Origin of the sequence: Micromonospora sp. WMMA1923, from assembly GCF_049179195.1 — a bacterium.
In the GTDB taxonomy this organism is placed as follows: domain Bacteria; phylum Actinomycetota; class Actinomycetes; order Mycobacteriales; family Micromonosporaceae; genus Micromonospora; species Micromonospora yangpuensis.
Genome location: NZ_JBMHLZ010000001.1, coordinates 2,901,737 through 2,923,947, shown reverse-complemented (window position 1 = coordinate 2,923,947; position 22,211 = coordinate 2,901,737). Strand labels below are relative to the sequence as shown.

Annotated in this window: 15 protein-coding genes; 6 read left to right on the top strand and 9 right to left on the bottom strand. The window is 72.9% G+C overall.

Annotated elements, in window-relative coordinates; translation table 11 throughout:
- Positions 1-5: 5 nt before the first annotated feature.
- Positions 6-1,535, bottom strand: coding sequence for a KR domain-containing protein (locus ACN28G_RS13170; RefSeq protein WP_139135697.1), 1,530 nt, complete (start codon positions 1,533-1,535; stop codon positions 6-8).
- Positions 1,536-1,681: 146 nt separating this feature from the next.
- Here ACN28G_RS13170 and ACN28G_RS13165 point away from each other — a divergent pair, with 146 nt between their 5' ends.
- The 3 genes from ACN28G_RS13165 (at position 1,682) to ACN28G_RS13155 (ending at position 4,888) form a co-directional block, all read left to right on the top strand.
- On the top strand, positions 1,682-3,007 hold the full coding sequence (locus ACN28G_RS13165) for a HEAT repeat domain-containing protein (RefSeq protein WP_091439331.1): 1,326 nt from the start codon (positions 1,682-1,684) through the stop codon (positions 3,005-3,007).
- A gap of 18 nt (positions 3,008-3,025) precedes the next feature.
- Positions 3,026-3,658 carry a DUF6073 family protein gene (locus tag ACN28G_RS13160; RefSeq protein WP_091439328.1) on the top strand — a complete coding sequence of 211 codons (633 nt, stop codon included), beginning with the start codon at positions 3,026-3,028 and terminating at the stop codon, positions 3,656-3,658.
- 120 nt (positions 3,659-3,778) lie between these two features.
- Positions 3,779-4,888, top strand: coding sequence for an SRPBCC family protein (locus ACN28G_RS13155; RefSeq protein ID WP_421479227.1), 1,110 nt, complete (start codon positions 3,779-3,781; stop codon positions 4,886-4,888).
- 59 nt (positions 4,889-4,947) lie between these two features.
- Here ACN28G_RS13155 and ACN28G_RS13150 read toward each other — a convergent pair whose 3' ends face one another.
- Genes ACN28G_RS13150 through ACN28G_RS13140 form a run of 3 tightly spaced genes read right to left on the bottom strand, consistent with a single transcriptional unit; the run spans position 4,948 to position 7,401 of the window.
- Entirely contained in the window at positions 4,948-5,481 is a 534-nt protein-coding gene (locus ACN28G_RS13150) for a copper resistance CopC family protein (protein ID WP_139135696.1), read from the bottom strand.
- Positions 5,478-6,062 (bottom strand): hypothetical protein, encoded by a 585-nt coding sequence (locus ACN28G_RS13145; protein ID WP_421479226.1) that lies wholly within the window; start codon positions 6,060-6,062, stop codon positions 5,478-5,480. The genes ACN28G_RS13150 and ACN28G_RS13145 overlap by 4 nt, the downstream gene beginning before the upstream one ends.
- 46 nt (positions 6,063-6,108) lie before the next feature.
- Positions 6,109-7,401, bottom strand: a complete 1,293-nt coding sequence (locus ACN28G_RS13140; protein ID WP_421479225.1) for an ABC1 kinase family protein — start codon at positions 7,399-7,401, stop codon at positions 6,109-6,111.
- 199 nt (positions 7,402-7,600) lie between these two features.
- Between ACN28G_RS13140 and ACN28G_RS13135 the strand changes: the two genes are divergently transcribed.
- Together ACN28G_RS13135 and ACN28G_RS13130 are read left to right on the top strand one after the other, a co-directional pair.
- A complete protein-coding gene (locus tag ACN28G_RS13135; protein WP_421479224.1) occupies positions 7,601-9,493 on the top strand; it encodes an AfsR/SARP family transcriptional regulator in 1,893 nt (630 codons plus the stop codon).
- Positions 9,494-9,598: 105 nt separating this feature from the next.
- Positions 9,599-10,291 (top strand): winged helix-turn-helix transcriptional regulator, encoded by a 693-nt coding sequence (locus ACN28G_RS13130; protein WP_091439304.1) that lies wholly within the window; start codon positions 9,599-9,601, stop codon positions 10,289-10,291.
- A gap of 32 nt (positions 10,292-10,323) precedes the next feature.
- On the opposite strand, the gene ACN28G_RS13125 is transcribed toward ACN28G_RS13130, so the two are convergent.
- The 5 genes from ACN28G_RS13125 to ACN28G_RS13105 are packed head-to-tail and all read right to left on the bottom strand — an operon-like array spanning position 10,324 to position 20,423.
- The gene (locus tag ACN28G_RS13125) at positions 10,324-10,758 is read right to left on the bottom strand and encodes an acyl-CoA thioesterase (RefSeq protein WP_091439301.1); all 435 of its coding nucleotides are present in this window, start codon (positions 10,756-10,758) and stop codon (positions 10,324-10,326) included.
- Positions 10,759-10,760: 2 nt separating this feature from the next.
- Complete coding sequence (locus ACN28G_RS13120) at positions 10,761-16,463, bottom strand: SDR family NAD(P)-dependent oxidoreductase (protein ID WP_421479223.1); 5,703 nt, start codon at positions 16,461-16,463, stop codon at positions 10,761-10,763.
- A gap of 27 nt (positions 16,464-16,490) precedes the next feature.
- Complete coding sequence (locus ACN28G_RS13115; RefSeq protein WP_229688577.1) at positions 16,491-17,498, bottom strand: enediyne biosynthesis protein UnbU; 1,008 nt, start codon at positions 17,496-17,498, stop codon at positions 16,491-16,493.
- A gap of 26 nt (positions 17,499-17,524) precedes the next feature.
- Entirely contained in the window at positions 17,525-19,414 is a 1,890-nt protein-coding gene (locus ACN28G_RS13110) for a CRTAC1 family protein (protein ID WP_421479222.1), read from the bottom strand.
- A 19-nt stretch (positions 19,415-19,433) separates the two neighbouring features.
- Complete coding sequence (locus ACN28G_RS13105; RefSeq protein WP_091439290.1) at positions 19,434-20,423, bottom strand: DUF1702 family protein; 990 nt, start codon at positions 20,421-20,423, stop codon at positions 19,434-19,436.
- Between the two features lie 246 nt (positions 20,424-20,669).
- Here ACN28G_RS13105 and ACN28G_RS13100 point away from each other — a divergent pair, with 246 nt between their 5' ends.
- On the top strand, positions 20,670-22,166 hold the full coding sequence (locus tag ACN28G_RS13100; protein ID WP_421479221.1) for a BTAD domain-containing putative transcriptional regulator: 1,497 nt from the start codon (positions 20,670-20,672) through the stop codon (positions 22,164-22,166).
- Positions 22,167-22,211 lie beyond the last annotated feature (45 nt).

Here is a 22,211-nt window from a genome sequence, read left to right as displayed (position 1 = left end):
CGGCATCAGTGCTCACCCTCCTCGGTCGTCCGGACTGATGGATCGATTCGGTAACGGCGGCGGGCCTGCGGGGGCGCGTCCCGCTCGGCCGCCGGCACGGCGGTGCACTCCACCAGGTCACCGCGGACGGTGGCGCGCACGAACAACGGGCCGGTCGCGGTGGCGGCCGGCGCGGGATCCGCCCCTGGTTCCGGGGCGGCGTCGCGGGCGGCGGCGGCCCGGGCCACGGTGCCCATCAGGTGGTCCAGGTCGGCGCCGGACGGGGCCAGCAGTTCGGCGTCGATCCCTGGTAGTCCCTCGGGGCGTCCCGCCCAGTCGCCCTCGGCCCCCGGGCAGGTTCCGGCGATCACCAACGACTGCGGCGGCGGTGGTCGGTCGGTCGCGGCCAGTGCGGTCAGGATCCGCACGGCCGTGGCGCTTCCCGTGGAGACCGGCACCGGCACCATGCCCAACTGCCGGGCGGCGGCGCGTACGACGTTCCTGGCCATGCCTGCTCCGGACCACAGGGACCATTCGGCGGTGCACCAGCGGGCCTGGCGGTGGGTCTCGGAAAGTCGGCGGGTCTCCCGGCGGAGCAGTTCGTTGGCGAGGGCGTACCCGGCAAGGCCGGGATGGCTTCCGTGTGCGGTGACCGAACCGAAGGTGAGGACGGCCCGCAGTCCGGTGGGGTCGATCGCCGCCAGCGCGGTGTGCAGCGTGGTCACCTTGGCTGCCACCAGTGCGTCGATCACGGGGTCGGTCAGTTCCCGGCCGGTGCCGCCGGCGATCCGGCCGGCGCAGTGCACCACGGCCCGGGGGCGGTATCGGGCCAGCTGCCCGGTGGTGGCCACCGGGTCGGTCAGGTCGACGTGGACGGTCCGGGTGGCGGGTTGTGCCCGGCGCAGCGTGTCCAGGCAACGTACGACGTCGGGCGGGGCGTCGTCGGGTCGGCGGACGTCGACCAGCACCGGGTGGGCCCCGATCCGGGCGAGGGCGAGGGCGACGCGTACGCCCAGCCCGCCGAGTCCGCCGGTGACCAGCACCTCCCGGCCGGTGAGGGTGGTCGTAGGTGCGGACGGCAGGGCGAACTCCTGCCATCCGACGGTGCTCACCGAACCGTCCTGGTGCACGGTGAGTTCCTCGCCGCAGGTGGGTGCGGCGAGCAGTCCGGCGGCGCTGCGCAGTGCGGCCGGACTCTGCCCCGCCAGTTCGATGGTGGTGGCCGACGTGCCGGGTCGTTCGGCGGTGAGTCCTCGGAGCAGGCTGCCCCCGCCGGCTCCGGTGTGGACCAGCGTGGCGTGCCGGGCCCGGGCCGTGGCGCGTACCTGGGCCGACGCGTCCGAGGTCCAGGCGGTGCCGAGCAGCAGGAGGTCGACGGTGGGGCCGGCGGCCGGGTAGGCGGTGGTGAGCAGCCGTTCGGCCAGCGGGTTCGTCCGGGTGCCGACCAGCCGCCATCGGGCGGCGCGCGGTGGCGGGTGGCGCGGAACCCGGACGGCGGCCAGCGCGCGGAGTCGGATCCGGGGCCGGATGGGCGGGAGCGGTACGGGCACTGACATGCCGCCTCCGAAACAGTTACTTGAAAAAGATATACCACACAGGGGTCTTGGTCGGGTTCTGTGCTGCGCAACTTGAGAGAAGCATAGAAAGCATGTGGGCTCATACCGTCGGGATACAGGCGAGACCCCGCCGAAGGAGGCACCAGATGGCAATCGACCTGTGCAACAAGTCCCCGGCATCGTTCGCCGATCGCGACCCCGGCAAGTGGGCGGACGCGGTCGGAGCGGAGGCTGCCCCGATCCTGGTCGACGACCTCAGTGTCGACCAACGAGACGCGCTCAACTTCTCCTACCGCACCACCCTGTCCAGCGTGGACCCGCGCTTCGTCGCGGGTGACCCGGCGGCGTGGGCCAGCGACTTCGGCTACGCGCTGAACCGGGTGGCCGTCCGGCTGGACAACCGCTCCAACCAGGAGTTGCGCGACCAGGCCCTGAACCACCCCGACCCGGCGCTGCGCGAGCAGGCCCTGTTCGAGTACGCCGACCGCGACCTGCCGGACGCGATCGAACTGCTTGAGCAGGCCGTTCTGCACGACAGCAACCGGGAGGTCCGCTGGGACGCCCTGTGGGCGATCGAGAAGCTCGGCGGTCCGCAGGCCCTGGCCACCCTGCACCGGTTCACCACCGACGCCGACCCGGAGATCGCCGAGTGGGCGCTGCTGTTCAAGAGCGAACTGCAGACCGGTGACCCGGCGTTCGACGGCCGCCCCGGTCTCTACACCCCGGGCCGGACCTTCGACGAGACGATCTACCTGCTCATCCACTGCGATCTCTACGTGCGGTTGGACAACTCCAACCAGCACTGGGGCAAGATCTCGCTCGCCCCGCAGGGGCTGGCCCGCATCTACGGCCAGGCGCACGCCTGCCCCAACGTGTCCACCCGTGAGCGTCAGCTGGTGATCGCCAAGACCATCGACGGGCTGCACGCCGACGGCTCCCCGCACTGCGACAACTACCTGTTCCGGGGCTTCACCGACCGTACGCGTCGGGACCGGGGCAACTTCTTCTTCGAGTCGCTGGTGCCCCGGACGTTCTTCAAGTCCGGCCGGGCCGACGACCCGAGCCAGGGGACCCGGCAGGCCAACATCGGCTTCGCCCGGTACGGCACCTGGCACCTGGAGCCGAAGTTCCAGGTCCGCGAGGAGGCGGCGATCCGGTACGTCCGGGGCCGGTTCCAGGGCTGGGGCTACGTCGACCTGGCGCGCATCGCCGGCCAGTCGATGGAGCAGATCCTCGCGCCGGGCAACGGAGTGCTCTCCACCCTGCACGACCCGGAGATCGGGCACATGACCAACGCCTTCATCCTTGGCACCTTCAAGGGAAAGCTGAACGACTGGGACGGTGACGGTGTCATCGACCTGAACTCCCGCAATGTCTACTCCACCGTCGACGGTGAGATCGACATGAACCAGGACGGCGTGGCTGACCGGCCCGGTATGACCTGCTGCGACCACACCACCCTGCTGCCGTAGCCGAGGAGACGAACAATCATGACCACCAAAGCGATCCGTTTCGGCCGTCCGGTCGCCACCGACGGCGTCCCCAACGTCTACGCCGGTGCCCCGGTCGTACCGTGGACCCCGCCGGAGCCGGGCATCGACAACCTCGGCATCGACTCGATCGACACCTTCGCCGTGCCCGGCGTGGGCGAGTACACGGTGGCCTTCAAGGGCTGGGTCCGAGTGGTGCGCTCGCCCTCCACCTCCCAGGAGTGGGCGAACGCCGAGGTCTACACCAACCTGATCGAGATGAAGATGGTCGGCGAGTGCGAGGAGCTCGGCCAGATCACCGTCACGCTGAACCCGGACTGCCTCTCGGCCGGTCAGATCCGCACCCCGTTCGACCCGTACGCCGGTGAGGGGCCGGCCGCCAAGGCCTGCCGGATGGCCGTCGGGGCGATCTTCGACATGCCGAAGCTCGGGCTGAAGCTGATCAACCGCGAGCCGATCATCCTCACCATCGACGACGTCCGTTCCATCCCGCCGGCCGGGGCCCCCGGCAAGGGCCAGATCTACCGGATGATGCCGCTGCTGGACATCAACGACCCGGACGGTCAGCCGGTGGCGTACCTGACCAGCCTGCGCTTCAACATGGGCGGCTACCTGGCCCCCGACGAGCTCTGAGCACGGATCCAGCCGAGGTGCCGGGCCCGGGTGGTCCGGCACCTCGTTCCGTCCCGACCGCCATCCGGGCCCGCGGCGTGGGTGCTGGGCCCGGTCCTCGATGGACTCCCGGAGGTTGCCATGTCCGTACCCGAGAGCAACGGATCCGCCAGCTGGCAGGAGAACCGACCCCGGTTCGCCGGTGTCGGGCCCGACGACTTCCCCGTGTTGCACCGCAACGGTGCCTTCCCCGTCCAACAGGACCGGTGGGAGCGACTGGTCAGCCAGGTCCGGATTCCGGCGCCGGTCGAGCGGGTCTGGAGCGCCCTGACCGACCCGGAGCAGGTGGCCCGCTGGTTGGCGGTGTGCCGCGGAACCTGGGCGACCTCCGACGGCGAGGCGATCCTCGACTTCGGCGACGGCGAGTTCTTTCTCTGCCGCACCACCGGCCGACGGGAGCCCGACGGCGGCACCGGCCGACTCACCTACCTCTGGCGCTGGGTGGGTGTCGGCCCGGCGACCCAGGTCACCTGGGAGATCGCGTCGGTCGGCGACGGCCGGGGGACCGAGGTGACCGTGATCGAGGAGTCCTTCAACCCGCCGTCGGACTGGCGGTCCTGGAACGGGATGGGCTGGCCCGGAATCCTCGACCAGCTCGCCGACTACCTGCGTACCGGCACCGCGTGGCGGTGGCCCTGGCGGCGGATGGGCCCCTACGTGCAGGTCGAGCTGCCCGGCAGCACCTTCGAGGTGTGGAGCATGCTGACCGCCGTCTCCGCCAGCCAGTACTGGCTCAGCCGGACGAGCGGCTCGCTGGCCGAGGGGGAGACGGTGGGCATCATCCTCGGTGACGCCAGCGGGGTCGCCACCCTCGCGGTGCACCGGCATCTTGAGGCGTACCAGCAGTTTCCGTCGTATCTGCCCCGGCTGGAGTTCAACCTGCGTCGCGCGGGCTGGCCGGGCGAGCTCGCCGGGCACCTCTGGATAGAGCCGGCCGGTCTGGGACGCAGCCTGTTGCAGGTCTTCCACTCCGGTTGGGAGATCTTCGGCAGCGGCACGCCCCCGTTGGCGGAACGGCGGATCCTGACCGGTTTCTGGGTGGGGGCGATGGGCCGCGCCCACCAACTCTGTGGGGAGGCGTTCGGCTCGCGTCCCTCCGGTGGGCAGCCCCCACTCGACGCCCCGGCACCCGCCGGCGCCCCGAACGGGGCCCAGCGGGTCGATGCCGGTCCGCACGGCTGGAGCCGGTGACGAACTTTTCAGGCGAGGGTCCCCCGGGCCCGCCGAACGGGCCCGGGGGCTCCGCCCGCTCACCACCCCGACCGCCGGGTGCGGACCAGCTTGACCGCGATGACCAGCAGCACCACCACGTTCGCCGCCAGCGCCGCCATGGTCAGCGGATCGGGTGGGCCACCGTGTCCAGCGTGGCCACCGTCCTCAGCCGGCGTCGCGGCCTGGGGCGGCAGATCGCCCTCCGGGGCACCCACGGCGAAGGTCACCGACCCGGTGGCACGGGAACCGTCGGAGAGATCCGTGTGGTAGGCGACCCGGTACCAACCCGGGGCATCGATCGACACCGGCAGCTGAACCTGCGTCGTCTGCGTGCGGGGCGGCCCGGCGGACACCGGCCGGCCGTCCCCGTCGACCACCGCGACGTGCGTGGTCCCGGCCCGGGGAGACGACCGGAAGGTCAGGACCACGGCGTCGGGCGGTGCGGTGAGCGTCGCACCGTCGGCCGGGCTGGCCGCGGCGAGTTCCCCCGGCGGCACCCGGAACAGCGGTCGGACCAGCAGGGCGAGGCAGAGCGCCAGCATGGTCAGCGCGATGGCGCGGCGGGCCGTCACCCCGCGACCCCGGCGGGTTCGCCGCGGCGCCGGGGCGCGCAGTAGCACCGGCTCGCGGCCTGCTCCGCGGCCGTCGGACGGACGTGCAGGTACATCGCCACCACCATCGGGAGGAAGACGATCGCGTTGTAGAAAAGGTGCAGCTCGACCCGGGGTATCACCAGCTGGAGCAGGCTGGTCTGCACCGGTCGGCCGAGCAGGTGCGCACCGCTGAGGTACTGCACCAGCAGCAGCAGGTGTTCGATGTGGTGGAAGAACTGGATGCCCAGCGCGACGAGCCACCAGGTGCGGGCGCGGCCGGTGAACCCCCGCCGCAGCATCCAGAGGCCGACCAGCATCACCAGGGCGTACCCGTAGTGCAGCCACTCCTGTTGGACGAGCCAGGGATAGGCCTGGCCGAGCAGGCCCCGGGCCTGCGGTACCGGCCACCCCAGCAGCCAGATCTGAGCCGCCTGCACCAGGTGTTCGGCCCAGTGGGCGATGACCACGGCGGTGAATCCCCAGAGTGCGGGGCGGTGCCACTGCGCGTTGAGCCGGTCGGTGAGGGTGGTCCCGGTCGGCTTCCGGTGCGAGATCGTCACGGTCTCCTCCATCGGGGTGTGGGGGATGGTGCACGGGTGGTCGCGGTCAGGCTGATCGGCGGTCAGCTGCGGGTGGGTGGACGTTCGCCGCGGCGGCGCGCAGCAGCATCGGGCGGGCCACGGCCTGGAAGTCGACGTCCGGGTCGAGCTCGCGGATGGTCCCTTCGATGACCAGCAGGGACAGCAGCGGAAAGACGAACTCCGAGGCGGCGTAGAGCCCGAAGTCCCGTTGCAGGGTGAACAGTTCGGTGCCGAAGGCGGCCAGGTCGAACTCCCGTGCCGGCATGCCGGCGTTGCGGGCGACCAGGTCGGCGATGCGGTCGACGAATCCGTCCACGTCGGCGTCGGGTGCCACCTCGACCGCGCTCTCCACCACCACCTCCCCGCAGCGCCGGCCGCGCCCGAGGGCCAGGCCCAGGAAGAACTCACCGAACTGCCGGCGTACGGTCGGGGGAAGGCGGACGGTGAAGCCGGCGTCGAGCACGACCACCCTGGGACCGCGGAAGTAGACGTTCCCCGGGTGCAGGTCGCAGTGGACCAGACCGTCGAGGAACAGCATCTGGTAGACGGCCCCGAGGGTGCGTTCGGCCAACTGCGAGCGCCGCTGCGGGACGATCGAGGCGAGCTGACCGGTGACCAGCTCCGGGATGAACTCCATCACCAGCGCGCCGGGGCGGGACGCCTCGGGCACCGGTTCCGGGACGTGGACGTACTCGTTGTCCGCGAAGTTGGCTCGCAGCCGGAGCAGGTTCTCCTGCTCGGCGGCGAGGTCGAGCTGACCCTGGATCGCCGAGCAGACGAACCCGACCAGCTCGGCCAACGGCACTCCGCGCAGCCGGGGCAACCGGCCGGCGAGCACGGCGAACCGGTGCACCAGGGTCAGGTCGAGCAGCATCCGTCGGCGGATGTCCGGGCGACGCAGCTTGACGGCGACGTCCCGCCCGTCCGGCAACGTCGCCCGGTACACCCCGGCGATGCTGCCGCTGGCCACCGCGGTCGAGTCCAGCCGGGCGAAGACCTGGTCGGTCTGCGCGCCGTACGCCTGGGTCAACGCGGTCCGGAACTGTCGGTCGGTCATCGGCCGGACCCGGTCGTGCAGCCGGCCGAGTTCGTCACAGAGCACGGCCGGGAGGATGTCCCGTCGGGTCCCCATCAGCTGACCGACCTTCACGGTGGCCGGGCCCAGCCGCTGTGCCTGACCGACGAGCCGGCGGTAGAAGTGCCGTCGCGCGGCGGCTCGGCCGCGCACCACCTGAAGGACACCGGCAGCGGCGACCGCGGGCAGCAGTCGCGCCGCGCAACTGATCCCGACGGTGACGGCGCGCACGGTCAGGGCCACTGCCCCCGGTGTGCCTTCCGGGCTGGTCACGGGGGGTGGAGCGGGCTGGTCACGGGGTGGTGGACGCACGGCTTGACCTCCTGACGTCGGGAGAGCGGTGGCGTACCGCGCGGGATCGGGACCGGTGGCCCGTCCTGTGGGCTGGGCGTGTCTGGACGCTCACTCTTCGGATGTCTAGCCTCGGGACTGGGGGTGTTGCATGGAAGATGCAAGCCGGAAGCTGCGCATCACCGTTCTCGGTTCGGTCCGCGCCTACCACGGCGACCAGGAGATCGCCCTCGGCCCACCCCGGCAACGTGCGGTCTTCGCCTACCTCGCCCTGCACGCCGGGGAACCGGTCGGCTCGGAGGCGTTGTCCTCGGCGATCTGGGGCGGTCGGCCACCGCGCCGGGTCGAGGAGCTGATCCGTACGTACATCGCCCGACTGCGGTGTGCGTTGGAGCCGGACACCCCGCCCCGGTTCCGGACGAACGTGATCGCCTCCGTCTCCGGCGGTTACCGGCTCAAGGCCGACGCGGACCGGGTGGACGCCGTCCGCTTCGGCCGGCTCGCCGCGACGGCCCGGGTCCTCGCCGAGGCCGAGGACGAGTCCCGGGCCTTCGAGTGCTACGGCCAGGCCATGCAGCTGTGGCGAGATCCGCTGCTCACCGAGTTGGGCGTCGGCCTGTGGCCGGACAGTCGGGAGGTTGAGTCGCTGCGCCGGGACTGGTTGGTCGCCGGCCTGGCCTACACCACCATCGGGCTGCGACTGGGGCAGGCGGCGGTGGTCCTGCCGCACGCCGAACGGATGGCGGCGGCCGAGCCGTTGGAGGAGGCGGTCCAGGCCGCGTACTTCTCGGCACTCGTCCACACCGGCCAGCGGGCCGCTGCCCTGCACCACTACGACCAGGTGCGCGCCCGGCTGCGTACCGAACTCGGGGTCGAGCCTGGCCCCGAGCTGGCTACCGTCTACGACTCGTTCCTGCACGAGCAGCCCGCGACGAGCGCACCGCCGGTGCCCGGTGCCGCGGGCCTGGCCCGATCCCCCTGGTTCGGGCCGGGCCCGACGGTGGGTCCGCTGGTCGGCCGGCGCCTTGAGGTGGGCACCATCGCCGACTCGCTCGCCACCAACCGGTTGCTCACCGTCGTCGGTCCCCCCGGGTGTGGCAAGTCCGCCGTCGGGCTCGCGGTGGCCGAACGCGTACAGGGCGCCTTCCCCGCCGGGGTGGTGGTGTTGGAACTCGCCGAGACGACAAATCGGGCGGCCCTCTCGGCCTGCCTGGCGGAGACCGTCGGCGGACCGGCGTCGGCCGATCCGGTGCAGGTGCTCGGCGACGGGCCCCGGTTGCTGGTGCTCGACAACGTCGAGCATCTCGCCGACACCGTCGCGGCCGTGGTGCACGACGTGGTGAGAGGCTGCCGGGCCGTCTCCGTGCTGGTGACCTCCAGACAACCGCTCGCCCTGCCGGGCGAGGCGGTGCGGCGCATCGGCCCGTTGCCACTGCCCGCCGCCGACGGTCTGTCGGTCGTCGAGGACAACGCCGGGGTACGGTTCTTCGTCCAGCGGGCCGCCCAGGTCTGTCCGGGTTTCCAGCTGCGGGCCACCAACGCCGCCGCCGTGGCGTGGATCTGTCACCAGCTCGACGGACTGCCCCTGGCCCTCGAACTCGCCGCCGCCTGCCTCTACACCGACAGCCTCACCGAGCTGCTGCGGCGGGTCGCCGACCCGCTGCACCGACTGCACCCGCACCGGCGTGGCTACCCGGTGCACCACCGGTCCCTGTACCTCGCGCTGCGACGCAGCGTCGACTGTCTCGGTCCGAGGGAGCGCCGGCTGCTGCTCCTGCTGGGCACGGGACCACGGGAGTTCACGCTCGACGAGGTCCGCCGCCGCTGGGCTGCCACCGCCACCGACTCCACCGACGCCGTACCCGGCCTGCTGGACCGGTTGACCAGCCAGTCGCTGCTGGCCCGGCGTACCGGCCCCCGCGGCGTGCGGTACCAGATGCTGCGGCTGGTGCACCGGATGGCGGCGACGCAGGCCGCCGAGCGGCACGCCGCCGGAGACCGGCGCGCGCGGCCCCTGTCCGGCGGGACCGGACACCAGCTCTGACTGGACCCGACGGTGTCCGTCCGGTCGCGGTGCGGACCCGTCGCTCCCGCTACCACTGCTATGCGATAGTAAAGAACGAGAGCAGCGTCGGTCGGGGGCGGGCAGATGAAGCAGACCAGAGAGCGCCGGACCTACGATCAGCAGTGCGGTCTGGCCTACGCGCTGGACGTGGTCGGTGAACGATGGACCCTGCTGATCGTGCGGGAGCTGCTGCTGCGTCAGCGGCGTTACGGAGAACTGTTGGAGGCGTTGCCGGGGATCGGCACGAATCTGCTGGCCGACCGGCTCGGATTCCTCATCGACGCGGGGCTGGTGCGTTCCCTGGACCCGGACCGGCGTACCTCCGGCTACGAGCTCACCGAGCTGGGGCAACGGCTGCGGGAGCCGATCCTGAGCCTGGCCCGCTTCGGCCTGTCCTACAGCGCCCACCGGCCCGCACCGGCCGGTGGGGTGACCCGGCCCAGCTGGGCCGTGCTCGCCGTCGAGGCGATGATCGACGAGGTGCCCGCCGACGTTCCCGACGAGACCTACGAGTTCGATGTCGACGGTGAGCTCTTCCATGTGGCGGTGGTCGGCGGGTCGGTCAGCGTGGTGCCCACCGCGGCGGTCGACCCGGCGCTGCGGGTGAGCACCGACTCCACCACCTTCTTCGCCCTCGGCCTGGGGCGGCTCGACCCGCTGGAGGCGGTGGTCAGCCAGGCGGTACGGGTCGTCGGGCCGGCTGCGGCGGTGCCGCGCTGCCTGCGGTTGATCAACCTGACCGGCCGCCTGACGGGGGCGCTGCCTGCGCCGAGGTGATGCGGCCGGCCCCCACCCGGCGGCGTCCACCGTCATCGCGGCACCGCCTGGTACCGGGTCAACGCCGCCTGCAACTCCTGCGGCACCCGCACCGGCTCCAACCCCGCCGGGCCCCGGCGCATGCAGGCGATGGACTGGTTGCCCTGGGCGATCAGCTGCGCCGGGCCGGGCGCGACCCGGACGTAGTCGAAGCACATCGCCACCCGGTGACCGTTCAGGTGGTCCAACTCCATCCGAATCTCCACCTGGTCCATCGCCCGGCCCTCGGCGTAGAACCGGGCCGAGCACTCCAGGGTCACCAGGGCCAACCCGTCGTCCAGGGCGGCCAGCACGCCGGGGGCGTGTTCGGCCAGGAAGTGTTCCCGGCAGTGCCCCTGCCAGTGCAGGTAGTGGGCGAAGTAGACGTTGCCCACCAGGTTCGTCTCGTCGAAGGTGACCCGGTGACTGTGGACGTACGCGACCGCCATGGTCAGCTCACCTCCGCGGGTGCCGGCCGGCTGTCGAGGGACAGGGCGAACGCCACCCGACCGGCCTCCGTGTCGACGATCCGGCTGTACAGGGCGTGGCTGCCGCTGCCGAGCAGCACCCAGCCGTCGCCGACCGGGCCGCGTACCGTCAGGGGTGCGGTGGCGGGTTCCCCCACCTTCGCCAGCGCCTCCCGGCAGGTCCAGATGCGCGCCGCCGCCTCCTGCGGCTGCTCGGCGGCGGCCTCGGCGACCGCCGCCGTCACCGGTTCGGCCGCCGTCGGCAGCTGCGCGGCGTCGTCGAGCAGCGCCCAGTCGACACCGACCGGGTGCCGCGCTGCGGCGACCACGACGTGGCCGTCCAGGTGGCTGGCGCTCAGCCGGCGTCTCTCCGGCGGACCGTCGACCCGTAGCCGCCCCTGCGGGTCGTGCCGGACCGGGGCGTCGGCCAGCCAGGCGGCCAGGTCGCGGCTACGACGCCGGTCGGTGCGGTCGCCCGGTGCGGTCAGCAGGTCCACGGTCACGTCGTGGCGGCGGCGCAACTCGCGCACCAGCAGCGGCCCGAGCAGCGGCAGCGGCCAGGCCGGCATGGCCAGTGGACCGACCGCCCGCAGCACCAGCCCGTACCACTGTTCGACGGGGAACCCGCTGGAATCGGTCACGGTCAGGTCGAAGACGTACTCGTCGCCGTCCTGTGCGCGTTGCCGGGCGTCGAGGGTGAGCTGCCCCTCTGCGCGGGCGTGGATCTCCACCCGGGCCACCGCCACCGGCAGGACCCGACGGTCCGGTACGCAGCCCTGGACGGCGTGCAGGGCCGCGTCGCGTACCCCCGGGTCACCGAGTTCCAGGTGCTGGCCGTGGAACCCGCCGAACCACTGCTGCGCCGGCAGCGCCCGCAACCGGGCCGTGCAGCGGTCGGCACTGAGACCGTGGTACCCGTCCACCCGTTGGAACCGTGGCCCGTGGAAGAACAACGGCCCGTAGAGCGGCGCACCGGCGATCGACACCTCGGTCGTCGGCGTCCCCACCGGCCGCCCGGCCCCCGGCAGCCCACCGTAGCGGCCCGTCAGGTGGTCGACGGCGAAGCCGGTTTCGTCGCTGCGGATCACCACGCGTACCGACCCGTCCTCGTCGGTGAGCGCGGCGGTCCGGATCAGTCGGGGATTCCGTTCCCCGACGGTCACCGGCCGGGCGAGGGTGACCTCGGAGAGCACCCCCGGCACGGTCTTGTTGCCCAGGGCGGCCGTTGCCTGGGCCATCGCCTCCAGGCCCAGCACCGCCGGCAACACCGGCACGGTGTCGACCCGGTGGTCGGCCAGGTAGGGATCGGCGCCGAGGGAGAGGCTCGCCTCGGCCACCAACTCCACAGCGGGGGTACGGAGCAGCCGGTTCTCCAGGAACCGGGCGGGGAGTTCCTCGTCGCCGGACCAGGCCAGCGTCGGTCCGACCGGGAGCCGCCCGGCGACCAGGACGACCGGGGGCAGGGCGGGGGCGGCCAGCAACCGCAGCAGCAGCCGGGTGCCCTCGTCCGGAGGGATGGGCGCGACCCCTCGGCGGATGAGCCCGTCGAGCGCGTCGAGGCGTACCCCCATCCCGGTGCCCGACCACACCGACCACTCCACGCTGAGCCAGCGCACCTCGGGTACGGCGGCGGCCAGTTCGGTGCACCGCCGACTGAGATACTCGTTGGCCACCGCGTACGCGGTCTCCCCGGGCAGCCCGGTCCGTCCGATGACCGAGCTGAAGGCGACCGCGAACCGGAGTTCCTCCGCTGGCAGCGCGTCGACGACGTGTTCGAAACCGTCCGCCTTCGGAGCCAGTGTCGCGCGTACCTCGGCGGGGGTCAGCTCCGGGATCGTGGTGGGCTCGTTGCGGCCGGCGGCGTGCAGGAGTCCGCGTACCGGGCCGAACTCGGCGCGGACCGCCGCCACGGTCCGGGCGACGGCGGCGCGGTCGGTCAGGTCGACCTGCCGGTACGCCGCACCGGTGCGCCGCACCGTCGCCCGCACCTCCGGATCGTCCTGCGGGCTGCGGCCGAGCAGCACCATGGTCGCGCCCACCGCCGCGGCGAGCTCCGCGGCACAGTACGCGCCGATTCCCTTCGCCCCGCCGGTGACCAGGCAGACGTCGCCGGAGCCCAGCGGGATGTCCCGGTGGTCGTGCGGCATGCTGTCCAACAGCCGGGTCACCGGCGTGGTGCGGACGCCGTCGGCGCCGAAGACCACCTCCTGGTATCCGGTGAAGCCCTGACCCGCCTCGAGCGCGGCCAGCCGTAGCCCGTCGAGGTCGGCCGGGGTCTCCACGACGAGCACCGCCGCCTGCGGGGCCTCGACGGCGAGGCTGCGGCCCACCGCCGCGCCGACCCCGCCGTGGTGCAGCACCACCAGCGGTCGCCGATCGGTGTGACTGTCGCGCAACGCGGCGACGATCTCCTCGGCCGGGATGCCGGTCAGCCCCGGCGGCAGCGCCAGCAACCGGCCGAGCGGCTCGGGCCCGTCGGTGGCGAAGACCTGGCGGATCCGGTCGGCCAGCGGATGCCCGGCCAGGTTCCCGACGAGCTCCCACCGGCCGGTGCCGGCGGTCTGGGCGGCGGGCCGTGGCACCAGGTGGTGGTCGAAGACCCGGACCCACGACCCGACGCCGTCGACCCGGTCGGGTGTTCGGTCGGCGGGCGGCAGTGCCTCGACGGTGGCGGCCAGCTCCCCGACCGTCGCGGTGGCCAGGGTCAGCGGCGCGGCCGGCAGCGCCCGCCCCAGATCGCGGGCCAACTCGGCGGCGAGCTGCCCCACCCGGATCGAGTTCAGGTGCAGGTCGGCCAGGAGCCGCGCGGCGGGAACGATCTGGTCGGCGGGCAGTTCGGCTGCGGCGGCGACCCGGGCGACCACCGTGGACAGGGGATCCAGGGGCGCGCCACCGTCGTGCGGGGCCGCCACGGCGGGTGTCGTCGCCGACTGCCAGGGCGGTCCTGCCGCCGGCGGCGGCTCGGGCCGGTCGGCGTGCCGGACCGGCGCCACGGTCCGGTCCCGCTCGCAGGGATTGGTCAGGAACTGCCGCTTCCGGTCGAGGTCGAACGGCCGGGTGAAGCGGCCGTCGAAGTACGGCGTGACCCGCTGCGACGCCCCGACGGCGAAGAGCGCGGCGGTCACCGTCGCCACCGCCCGGGCGCTGTCGGCACCGGCGTCCAGGGCGACCGCCGGGCGTCCCGCCGTCTCGGCCAGGGTGCTCAGCATCCGCCCCGGGCCGACCTCGACGAGAAGGTCCGCCTCGACCAGGGCCAGCGCCTCGCGGAACCGGACCGGCGCGGTGAGCTGGCGGGTCAGGACCGCGACCGGGTCCTCGGCGGCCCACCACGTCCCGGTGACGGTGGAGGCCACCGGACGCCGCGGCGGACGCCAGGACACCCGCCGTGCGGCGGAGCGCACCCCGGCCTCGGCCGCCGACATCAGCGGGGAGTGGAAACCGTGGGACACCGCGAGTCGGGTCACCGCCACGCCCTCCCGGGCAGCGGTGGCCGCCACCGCCTCGACCGCGTCGCGCGGCCCCGAGACGACCACCTGCCGGTCGGCGTTGTCGGCGGCGACGACCGCCCCGGTGTCGGCGACCAGCCGGCGTGCGGTCACCAGGTCGGCCCCGAGCCCGACCATGGTCGACGGCACCGCGGTGGCGTCGGACATGGCCGCGCCCCGGGCCGCCGCGAGCGACTCCGCGTCGGCGGGGCCGAGCGCGCCGGCCCAGACCAGTGCGCTCAGCTCACCCAGACTGTGCCCGACGGCGGCGACCGCGTGCGTGCCGAGCCGGTCCAGCCAGCGCAGACCCGCCAGGCTGGACCGCACGATGGCCGGTTGCGCCTCGGCGGTGTCGACCGGTTCCGCGTCGTCCCGGCCCGACCGGGGGCCGTCGACGTCGGCGCTTCGCCCGTCGTCCGGGTCGAGGAGCCGCCCGAGCGCCCCACCGCCGGCGTACACCGGTGCGGCCTGGCCGGGTAGGAGCAGCCCCACCCGCAGCGGGGTGCCGCTGTGCAGGAAGACCCGTCGGTCCGGGTCGAGGAGGTCGCCGTCGGCGATCCGGTCCAGCGCACGGTCGAGGGCGTCCACCAGTTCCGTCGCCGTGGCGACGGCACACGCGAACCGGGCGGTCGCGGTGGGCCGGTGCCGGCCGGCGAGGGCGGCGGCCAGATCGGTCAGCTCGGGTCGACTGATCGCGTACGCGGTCTCCCGGAGCCGGACCAGCTCGGCGGCGAGCTCCTCGGGGCTGTCCGCCGCACAGACCACCACCTCGTGGTCGGGCGCCACGGCGGTGAGCCGCCGCACGTGGACGCCGAGCCGCGACGACCCCGACGGGGTGCAGCCCCCCACCACCACGTGGGTGTTGATGCCACCGAACCCCATGGCGCTGACTCCGGCGTACCGCTGGGCGGTCGGCCAGGGGCCGGCCTGCCGCGCCGGCCGCAGGCTGCTTCCGCCGGAGAGCAGGGGATGCGGGTCGACACAGCCGGTGGTCGGCGGAAGCACCTCCCGCTGGACCGCCAGGGTGGCCTTGATCAGCCCGGCCACTCCGGCCGCCGCCTTGGTGTGGCCGATGTTGGCCTTCACGCTGCCGATCACCGCCGGTGGCGCGCCGGCACCGCGCACGTCGAGCAACGCCCGCAGTTCCGCCTCGTCACCCACCGCCGTGCCGGTACCGTGCCCCTCCACCAGGGATACCTGGTCGGCCGAGATCCCGGCCCGCTGGTACGCCCGCAGCAACGCCAGCCGCTGGCCACCGGCCTCCGGCCGGGTCAGTCCTCCGCCGCCGTCGGAGGAGGAGGCCCACCCCAGGAGCCGGGCGTACGGACGCAGCCCGTGCTCCCGGGCGTACGACTCGCGGGCGAGCACCACCATCCCGCAGCCCTCGCCGGGCAGGAACCCGGTCGGTGCGGCGTCGTACACCCGCATCTCGTCGCGGGCGAGCGCGTTGACCCGGGCGAAGCCGACCAGCTCCAGCGGGTCGAGGCTGAGGTCCACCCCACCGGTCACCGCCACGTCGAGCTGACCTGCGGTGAGCGCCTCGGCGGCGGTGATGACGGCCAGCAGCGAGGACGCACAGGCGCCGTCGACGGTGTACCCGGTGCCGTGCAGGTCGAACTGGTTGCAGATCCGCCCGGCGATGGTGTTCGCGAGGGCGCCGGCCAACGTCTCGTCGTTCGGGGCGGGAAAGGGCGCCTTGTAGAGCTGCTCGATCCGGTCCAGCAGCGCGGCCCGGTCCACGCCTGCCACGTCGGTGTCGCCCAACGCGGCGTCGACGACCCGGCGTACGTAGGGCCACCTGACCCGCAGCGCGGCGGCCCGGGAGAACTCGCCGGTGAGCGAGTTGCCCACGACGACCCCCACCCGGGACCGGTCGATCCCGGTGGCGTCGGGCAGACCGGCGTCGGCCAGTGCCGCGGCAGCTGTCTCCAGGGCCAGCCAGTGGCTCAGGTCCACGGAGCGGAAGGTCTGCCCGGGGATGCGGAACCGGTGCCGGTCGAACGTCCATCCCTCCAGGACGGCCGCGCGGGGCACGTACGTCTGGTCGGGGCCGTCACCGCCGTACTCGGCAAGTGGCAGCCGTTCGGCGGGGATGGGCCGGAACGCCTGGCGGCGGCTGAGTACGTTCTCCCACAACTCGCCGGGCGTGTCGGCGCCCGGGTACCGGCAGGCCATGCCGAGGACCACCACGTGGTCGACCATCGGTTTCTCCCCCTCGGATCGACGTGATCAGGACATCGAGCGGCGAACGGCGGCGACGGGCATCGGTGCCGACGCGGTGGCCGGCGGCGTGGACGACGCGACCTGCCCGGTCGGGTCGGCCCCGTGCGGTCCGGACGGTCGACGACGGCGGCGCAGGTTGGCGGCGAGAATCAGCCCGCCGCGCATGGCGCAGACGATGACCAGGGCGAAGAAGAGCCCGAAGGTGATGTGGGCGACGACCAGCAGGCCGTAGACGAAGGCGACGGTCATGCCGAACACCACCTGCCGCCGGGGTGCGGTGGGGGTGGTGCCGGGGTCGGTGATCATGTAGTTGGTGAACAGGATGAAGGCGACGCCGGTCATCGGCAGCAGCGCGGCGGCGAGCTGCGCGTCGAAGATCACCGCACGCAGCACGGCCTGCAGGACGAACCCGCCCAACCAGCCCAGGATCAGCGGCATCCGGCGGGTCAGCTTGCCGTTGAGCATGGCGCCGGCGAGGAGGATGGCGACCGGGATCACCACGTCCAGTACGCCGGAGACGTGCTCGGTGAAGTGGTACGGCGGTGCGATGGCCACCCAGCTGAACAGCACCAGGGTCGTGCTGATGCCGAAGTTGCTGGGGTTCAGCACGTGCCGCAGGGTGCCGTTCACCCGCAGCCGCACCACGTACTTGCTGCTGACGGCGACCGTCACCGCGAAGATGGTGGGCCACAGGCTCTGGTTGCCGTAGAGCAGCATCGCGCAGGCCAGGCCGGCGATGTGCGCCGGCAGGAGGAAGTTGACGAGCGCGACCGGGGAGCCGAGATACCGGGCCGGCCGGCCCTGGGCGCGTGCCTCCAGGGTCTCCAGCACAAGCTCCACCGTGTACCCGGTGAGCACCCCGACCACCGGCGTCAGGTACGCCTGCTCGAAGCCGAGCAGCAGGTGACCGAGAACGTTGAACACGGTGATCGACAGGGCGAAGCGGCGCAGCGCCTTCACCCGGGGATCACCCCGGCCTGCGGCGGTGGCAGTGGCGTTGCTCTGCTCGGGCATGATCGACCTCCTCGGGACGGAGCGGGTCACGGGTTGGGGGTGAGGACGACGGTGTGCCATCCCGGCGTCAGGGTCCGGGTCACCGTGTGCTGCCCGGCCGCGTCGCGCCAGGTGACGGTGGCGCTGACGGTGGCGCTCGGGTCGTCCAGCCCGAACAGCAGCTCGGGGGAGTTGCCGCCGGTGTGTCCGTTGGAGGGATAGAGCTGACCGGTGCGGACCGATCCGTCGGCCTGCCGCAGCTGCACCACGGCACCGACCGCCGGTCGGGGCAGCCCGCCGGGCGTGGCGGCCGGCAGCATCAGCTGCAGACCGAGGTACGGGCGCGCGGCCCCGGTGTTGTGCAGGAACTGCGACCGGTACCACTGGTTGGCGACGAGCAGGTCCGGCCGACCGTCGTGGTCGACGTCGCTGACCGCGAGCCCGCGCGTCGGCCCGTGCTGGACGAACCCGATCTGCTCTGCCACGTTCACGTAGCGCCCGTCGGAGCGCCGTACGAAGAAGGGGTTGCGCTGGTGGCCGGCGAGGTCGTCGCCGGGCCGGAACGCCGGCCAGGCCGCCGGGAACCTGAGCAACTCGTCGTTGCCCATGGCGAGTTCCTGGAGTTCGGCCCAGCGGTTGGCGGTGCCCTTGATGAATCCGAGCGCCTGGACGATCTCGTCCTCACCGTCACCGTCGAAGTCGGCGGCCTTGATGTCCCAGGCCCAGCCGGTCCGGGCCAGCCCGAGCGGCTGGCTGTCGTCGCGGTACGGTGCCAGGCCGTCCCGGATCGGGCCGGTGCCGGTGCTCACGAAGGCGAAGTTGCTCTCCTGCAGGGCGTACGGGGTGGTGATGTTGCTGACCAGGATGTCCGGCCGCCCGTCGCGGTTGAGGTCGCTGAACGTCACCCCCATCCCCTTGAAGGAGTCCCGCCCGACCACCTTCGATTTCGGCATGTCCGCCCCCCGGGTGCCGGTCAGCTCGGTGAAGCGCACCTGACCGGGGCGGGAGCGGTTGTGCAGCAGGTAGTCCCGGCCGAAGTCGTTGGCCACGTACAGCTCGGGGAGGTTGTCCCCGTCGAGGTCCTGGCCACCGATGGCGAGCGTCCAGGAACCGCTCTGATCGGCGGTGAGCGCGTCGGAGACGTCCTGGTAACCGGGGTGCTCCAGCCCGTCGACCGAGGTCGACCCGGTGAATCTGAGGATCCGGTTCCGGCCGCCGTTGCGGGCCCAGGACATGGAGTCCTGCATCTGCATCCGGGGGTCGTCACGCGCCGTCGGGTCGAGCACCCGCGCGCCGTCGGGGAAGTAGTTGCCGACCACCAGGTCCAGGTGGCCGTCCCCGTCGATGTCGAGGGCGTTGGCGGTGGTGCTGTTCCAGATCTCGTCGGGCTGGGCCACCACCTCCACGGGCCGGTAACCGGCCGGTCCGAAGGGGGCTGCCGGCTGGCGCAGGTAGGCCAGGGGCGGCCGGCCCCAGTAGTAGACCAGTACGTCGAGACGGCCGTCCTCGTTGAGGTCGGCGGTCAGGCAGCCCGTCGGGGCCACCGTCGGGTCGGTCCCGGGTGGGGGCAGTGCGAAGGCGGGGAACCGGTTCGGCCGGTCCGGGGTGGCCAGGACGGTCACCGAGTCGTCGCGGGGGTCGACCAGGCACGCCTCGTTGGGCAGTCCGTCGCCGTCCAGGTCGGCCACGGCGACACCGGCACCGACCGAGGAGATCCAGGACCGCAGGTGGTGCAGGGCGGGCTGGACGGCGCGTACGGCGCGGGTCTGCGGCGGGTCCTGGTTGAGGTCGGCGACGGCGAAGCTGAACCGGGCGGCCAGCGCCCGACGTTCGTCGGCACCGACGGCCGGTAGCTGGGTGGCCAGACCGGTGGCCAGGCAGGCGACCACTGCGACAACCGGCGTGAGCAACGTACGGAGGGTTCGGCGTACCTGCATCGTCTGAAACTCCCTCGGGTCAACGGCGAAGGAACGGAAGGGCCAGCTGCTGGATCCGTTCGCGCCAGCGCTGGAAGTCGGCCGGGCCGGCACCCGGGCGGTCGAGCCCGCGTCGGGCCTGCCACGTCCACCCGGCCGCGACGTCGGGCGACGCGCCGGTCAACAGCTCGGTGGCCCGGGGCACATGCGGCGGCGACGCCCCGGCGGACTGCCGCGCCTCGGCGCCGAACGCCGCGCCCTGGGCCAGCTCAGCGGGGTGGTGACGGTTGAGTCGACGCAGTTCGAGGTAGGTGTCGTCGCCGACCCCACCGGCGTAGGTGGCGGCCAGTCCCACCCCGCTCCACACATCGCCCCGGTGCCCGGCGGGCAGTCCGGAGATCCGCCCGGCCAGTGCCGTCGGGTCCGCACAGTCGCGGAACCAGAGGCTGCGCCCCAGTCCCTGGTACCGGATGGCGCACCGCTCGTCGCACCGGTCGGGGTGCCGCCGCCACCACGACAGTGTCCGGTCCGGGTCGAAGAACGCCTGGTGGAACCCGTAACCGTCGTAGACCAGCCAGCGCACCAGCGGATCGGTGGCACCGAGTCGGCCGAGTCGGCCGAGCAGCCCGGCCGAGAGGCCGTCCAACCGGGCCAGGGCCCAGCCGGCGCCGACATACGCGAGGTAGCCGTAGCGTCCACGATGGACTTTCAGGAGGGTGCGGAAGCGCCGGCCGGGCAGCGGGCTGAGCCGGTCGAGCAGGGTGGCGGCCATCGCCGCCCCCTCGACGGCGAAGCCACGGTAGGCCTGCGGGACAGCCGCCAGGTCCGGGGCGTGGGAGGGGCCGACGTCCAGTTCCCGGTTGAAACCGTCCAGGAACGACCCCGCGGCCGTCACGAGTGCCTGTCGGGTGGCGACCGGGCCGGGGTGGAAGCCCCGGATGTCGAAGTCCACCAGGTGCGGGTGGAGGGCCAGCGGCCGACGCCAGCCCGTCGGTCGGTACACGGTCGGGATCGCGGCTGCCTCGGTCATGCGCTCCCCGGTTCCTCGCAGCGGCCCGCGTCGGCGGGGTCTGACGGGTACGGATCCTGGCACGATCGAGTTGAAGACTTCTTGAAAGCTATATAGTTCCCGTCCGCAGCGAGCGGGGCGAATCACGCACCTATCTCACGCAGAGTGCCTTGCGCAACACTGGATTGTGACCGCAGGCCGTCCTACCCTGGCTCTGGAGTCAGGCGGGAGCCTATGAAAAAAGCGAGCGGTTCAGTGTGGGTGAAAGTGCTCGGCGTGGTATGCGCCGGCAACGGGTCGACGACCTACGACCTCGGTCCGGCCAAGCAACGTGCGCTCTTCGCCGCGCTGGCCCTGCAGCCGGGGGAGTTCCTGCCGGTCGCCACCCTGTCACAGCTCCTGTGGGGAGACATCCAACCGGCCAACGCCGGCCACCTGCTGCACACCTACATCGCCCGACTGCGTCGATCGGTCGAGCCGGAGGCCCCCCGCCGGTCCCGCACCGCCGTGATCTGCTCCGGCCCCGGCGGCTACCAGCTGAGCACCCACCACGACAACGCCGACCTGGTCCGCTTCCGGCAACTCGTCCGGACCGCCCGCCGGCTGCTCCCACTGGGACACCCCCGCTGGGCCTTTCACCTGTTCCACCTGGCGGTCCTGCTCTGGGAGGACCCGGAACTGGTCGAGCTGCGCAGCCTGCTTCCCGGCCATCCGATAATCGACACGCTGCAGCGGGAGTGGGTCGACGCGGCCCTGGAGTACGTGACCCTGGGCCTGCGGTTGGACCGGGCCGAGGCCGTACTGGCCACCGCCGAGCGGCTGGCCGCCGTGGCACCCCTGCACGAGGCGGTGCAGGCCCGGTACCTGTCGGTGCTGGCCGGTACCCGCCAGTTGCCGGCCGCCCTCGACCGGTATGCCGAACTACGTGCCCGCCTCGCCGCCGATGCCGGCATCGCCCCCGGGCCCGAACTGGTGGACACCTACCGGCACCTCTGGCGGGCCTGGTCCGGGGTCGACGACGTACCGGCGAGCCATCCGGCCGGCCACCCCTGCTTCCCCCCGTCGGCCCCCGGCACCGCGCGACCGCCCGAAGCCACCGACCTGGACACCACCGACCTGGACACGCGCGACCGGGACACCGTCGACCTGGACACCGTCGTCCGCTCGCTGGCCACCCAGCGACTGGTGACCCTGGTCGGCCCGGCCGACTCCGGCCGGACGGCGACGGCCCGCTCGATCGCACGCCGGGCATCCGCCATCCTCGCCGCCCACCGGGTGGCCACCGTCGACGTCACCACCACCGCCACCCGCGCCGACCTGGTCGGGTTCCTCCTGCGTCAGCTCGACCCGCCCGGCACCACCGAGCCGTCCACCGACCAGTGCCTACTGCGGGTGCTGGCACACCGGCGGCTGCTCGTGGTCCTCGACGACGTCGACCACCTGGCCGACGACTGCGCGGACCTGGTCGACCTGATCGTGCGCAACTGCCGAGGTGTCTCGGTCGTCGTCACCGCACGGCAGCCGCTCGGCCTGTCGTACGAGGCGGTCCGCCGACTCCGGTGCCCGTCGGCGGGGACCCCGGGCCGGCCCGCCGCCGGCGACCCGCTGCGGCGACCGGCGCAGCAGCTGTCCCGGGCGGCGCTGTGGATGCTGGAGACGGTCCGCCTGGTGGCCTTCGGGGTGCCCGCCTCCCAGATCTGGCTGATACCCGCCCGGTACCGGGGTGGACCGGGGCCTCCGCGACACGGAACCACGGGTACGTGATCCCGCTGCGGCCGACCCGGGCAGGGTCGACGCGGCCCATCCGGG

Excerpts from the sequence above, each read along its gene's own strand:
- ACN28G_RS13170 (WP_139135697.1), bottom strand. The coding sequence starts at position 1,535 with ATGTCAGTGCCCGTACCGCTCCCGCCCATCCGGCCCCGGATCCGACTC.
- ACN28G_RS13165 (WP_091439331.1), top strand. The coding sequence starts at position 1,682 with ATGGCAATCGACCTGTGCAACAAGTCCCCGGCATCGTTCGCCGATCGC.
- ACN28G_RS13160 (WP_091439328.1), top strand. The coding sequence starts at position 3,026 with ATGACCACCAAAGCGATCCGTTTCGGCCGTCCGGTCGCCACCGACGGC.
- ACN28G_RS13155 (WP_421479227.1), top strand. The coding sequence starts at position 3,779 with ATGTCCGTACCCGAGAGCAACGGATCCGCCAGCTGGCAGGAGAACCGA.
- ACN28G_RS13135 (WP_421479224.1), top strand. The coding sequence starts at position 7,601 with ATGGAAGATGCAAGCCGGAAGCTGCGCATCACCGTTCTCGGTTCGGTC.
- ACN28G_RS13130 (WP_091439304.1), top strand. The coding sequence starts at position 9,599 with ATGAAGCAGACCAGAGAGCGCCGGACCTACGATCAGCAGTGCGGTCTG.
- ACN28G_RS13125 (WP_091439301.1), bottom strand. The coding sequence starts at position 10,758 with ATGGCGGTCGCGTACGTCCACAGTCACCGGGTCACCTTCGACGAGACG.
- ACN28G_RS13120 (WP_421479223.1), bottom strand. The coding sequence starts at position 16,463 with ATGGTCGACCACGTGGTGGTCCTCGGCATGGCCTGCCGGTACCCGGGC.
- ACN28G_RS13115 (WP_229688577.1), bottom strand. The coding sequence starts at position 17,498 with ATGCCCGAGCAGAGCAACGCCACTGCCACCGCCGCAGGCCGGGGTGAT.
- ACN28G_RS13110 (WP_421479222.1), bottom strand. The coding sequence starts at position 19,414 with ATGCAGGTACGCCGAACCCTCCGTACGTTGCTCACGCCGGTTGTCGCA.
- ACN28G_RS13105 (WP_091439290.1), bottom strand. The coding sequence starts at position 20,423 with ATGACCGAGGCAGCCGCGATCCCGACCGTGTACCGACCGACGGGCTGG.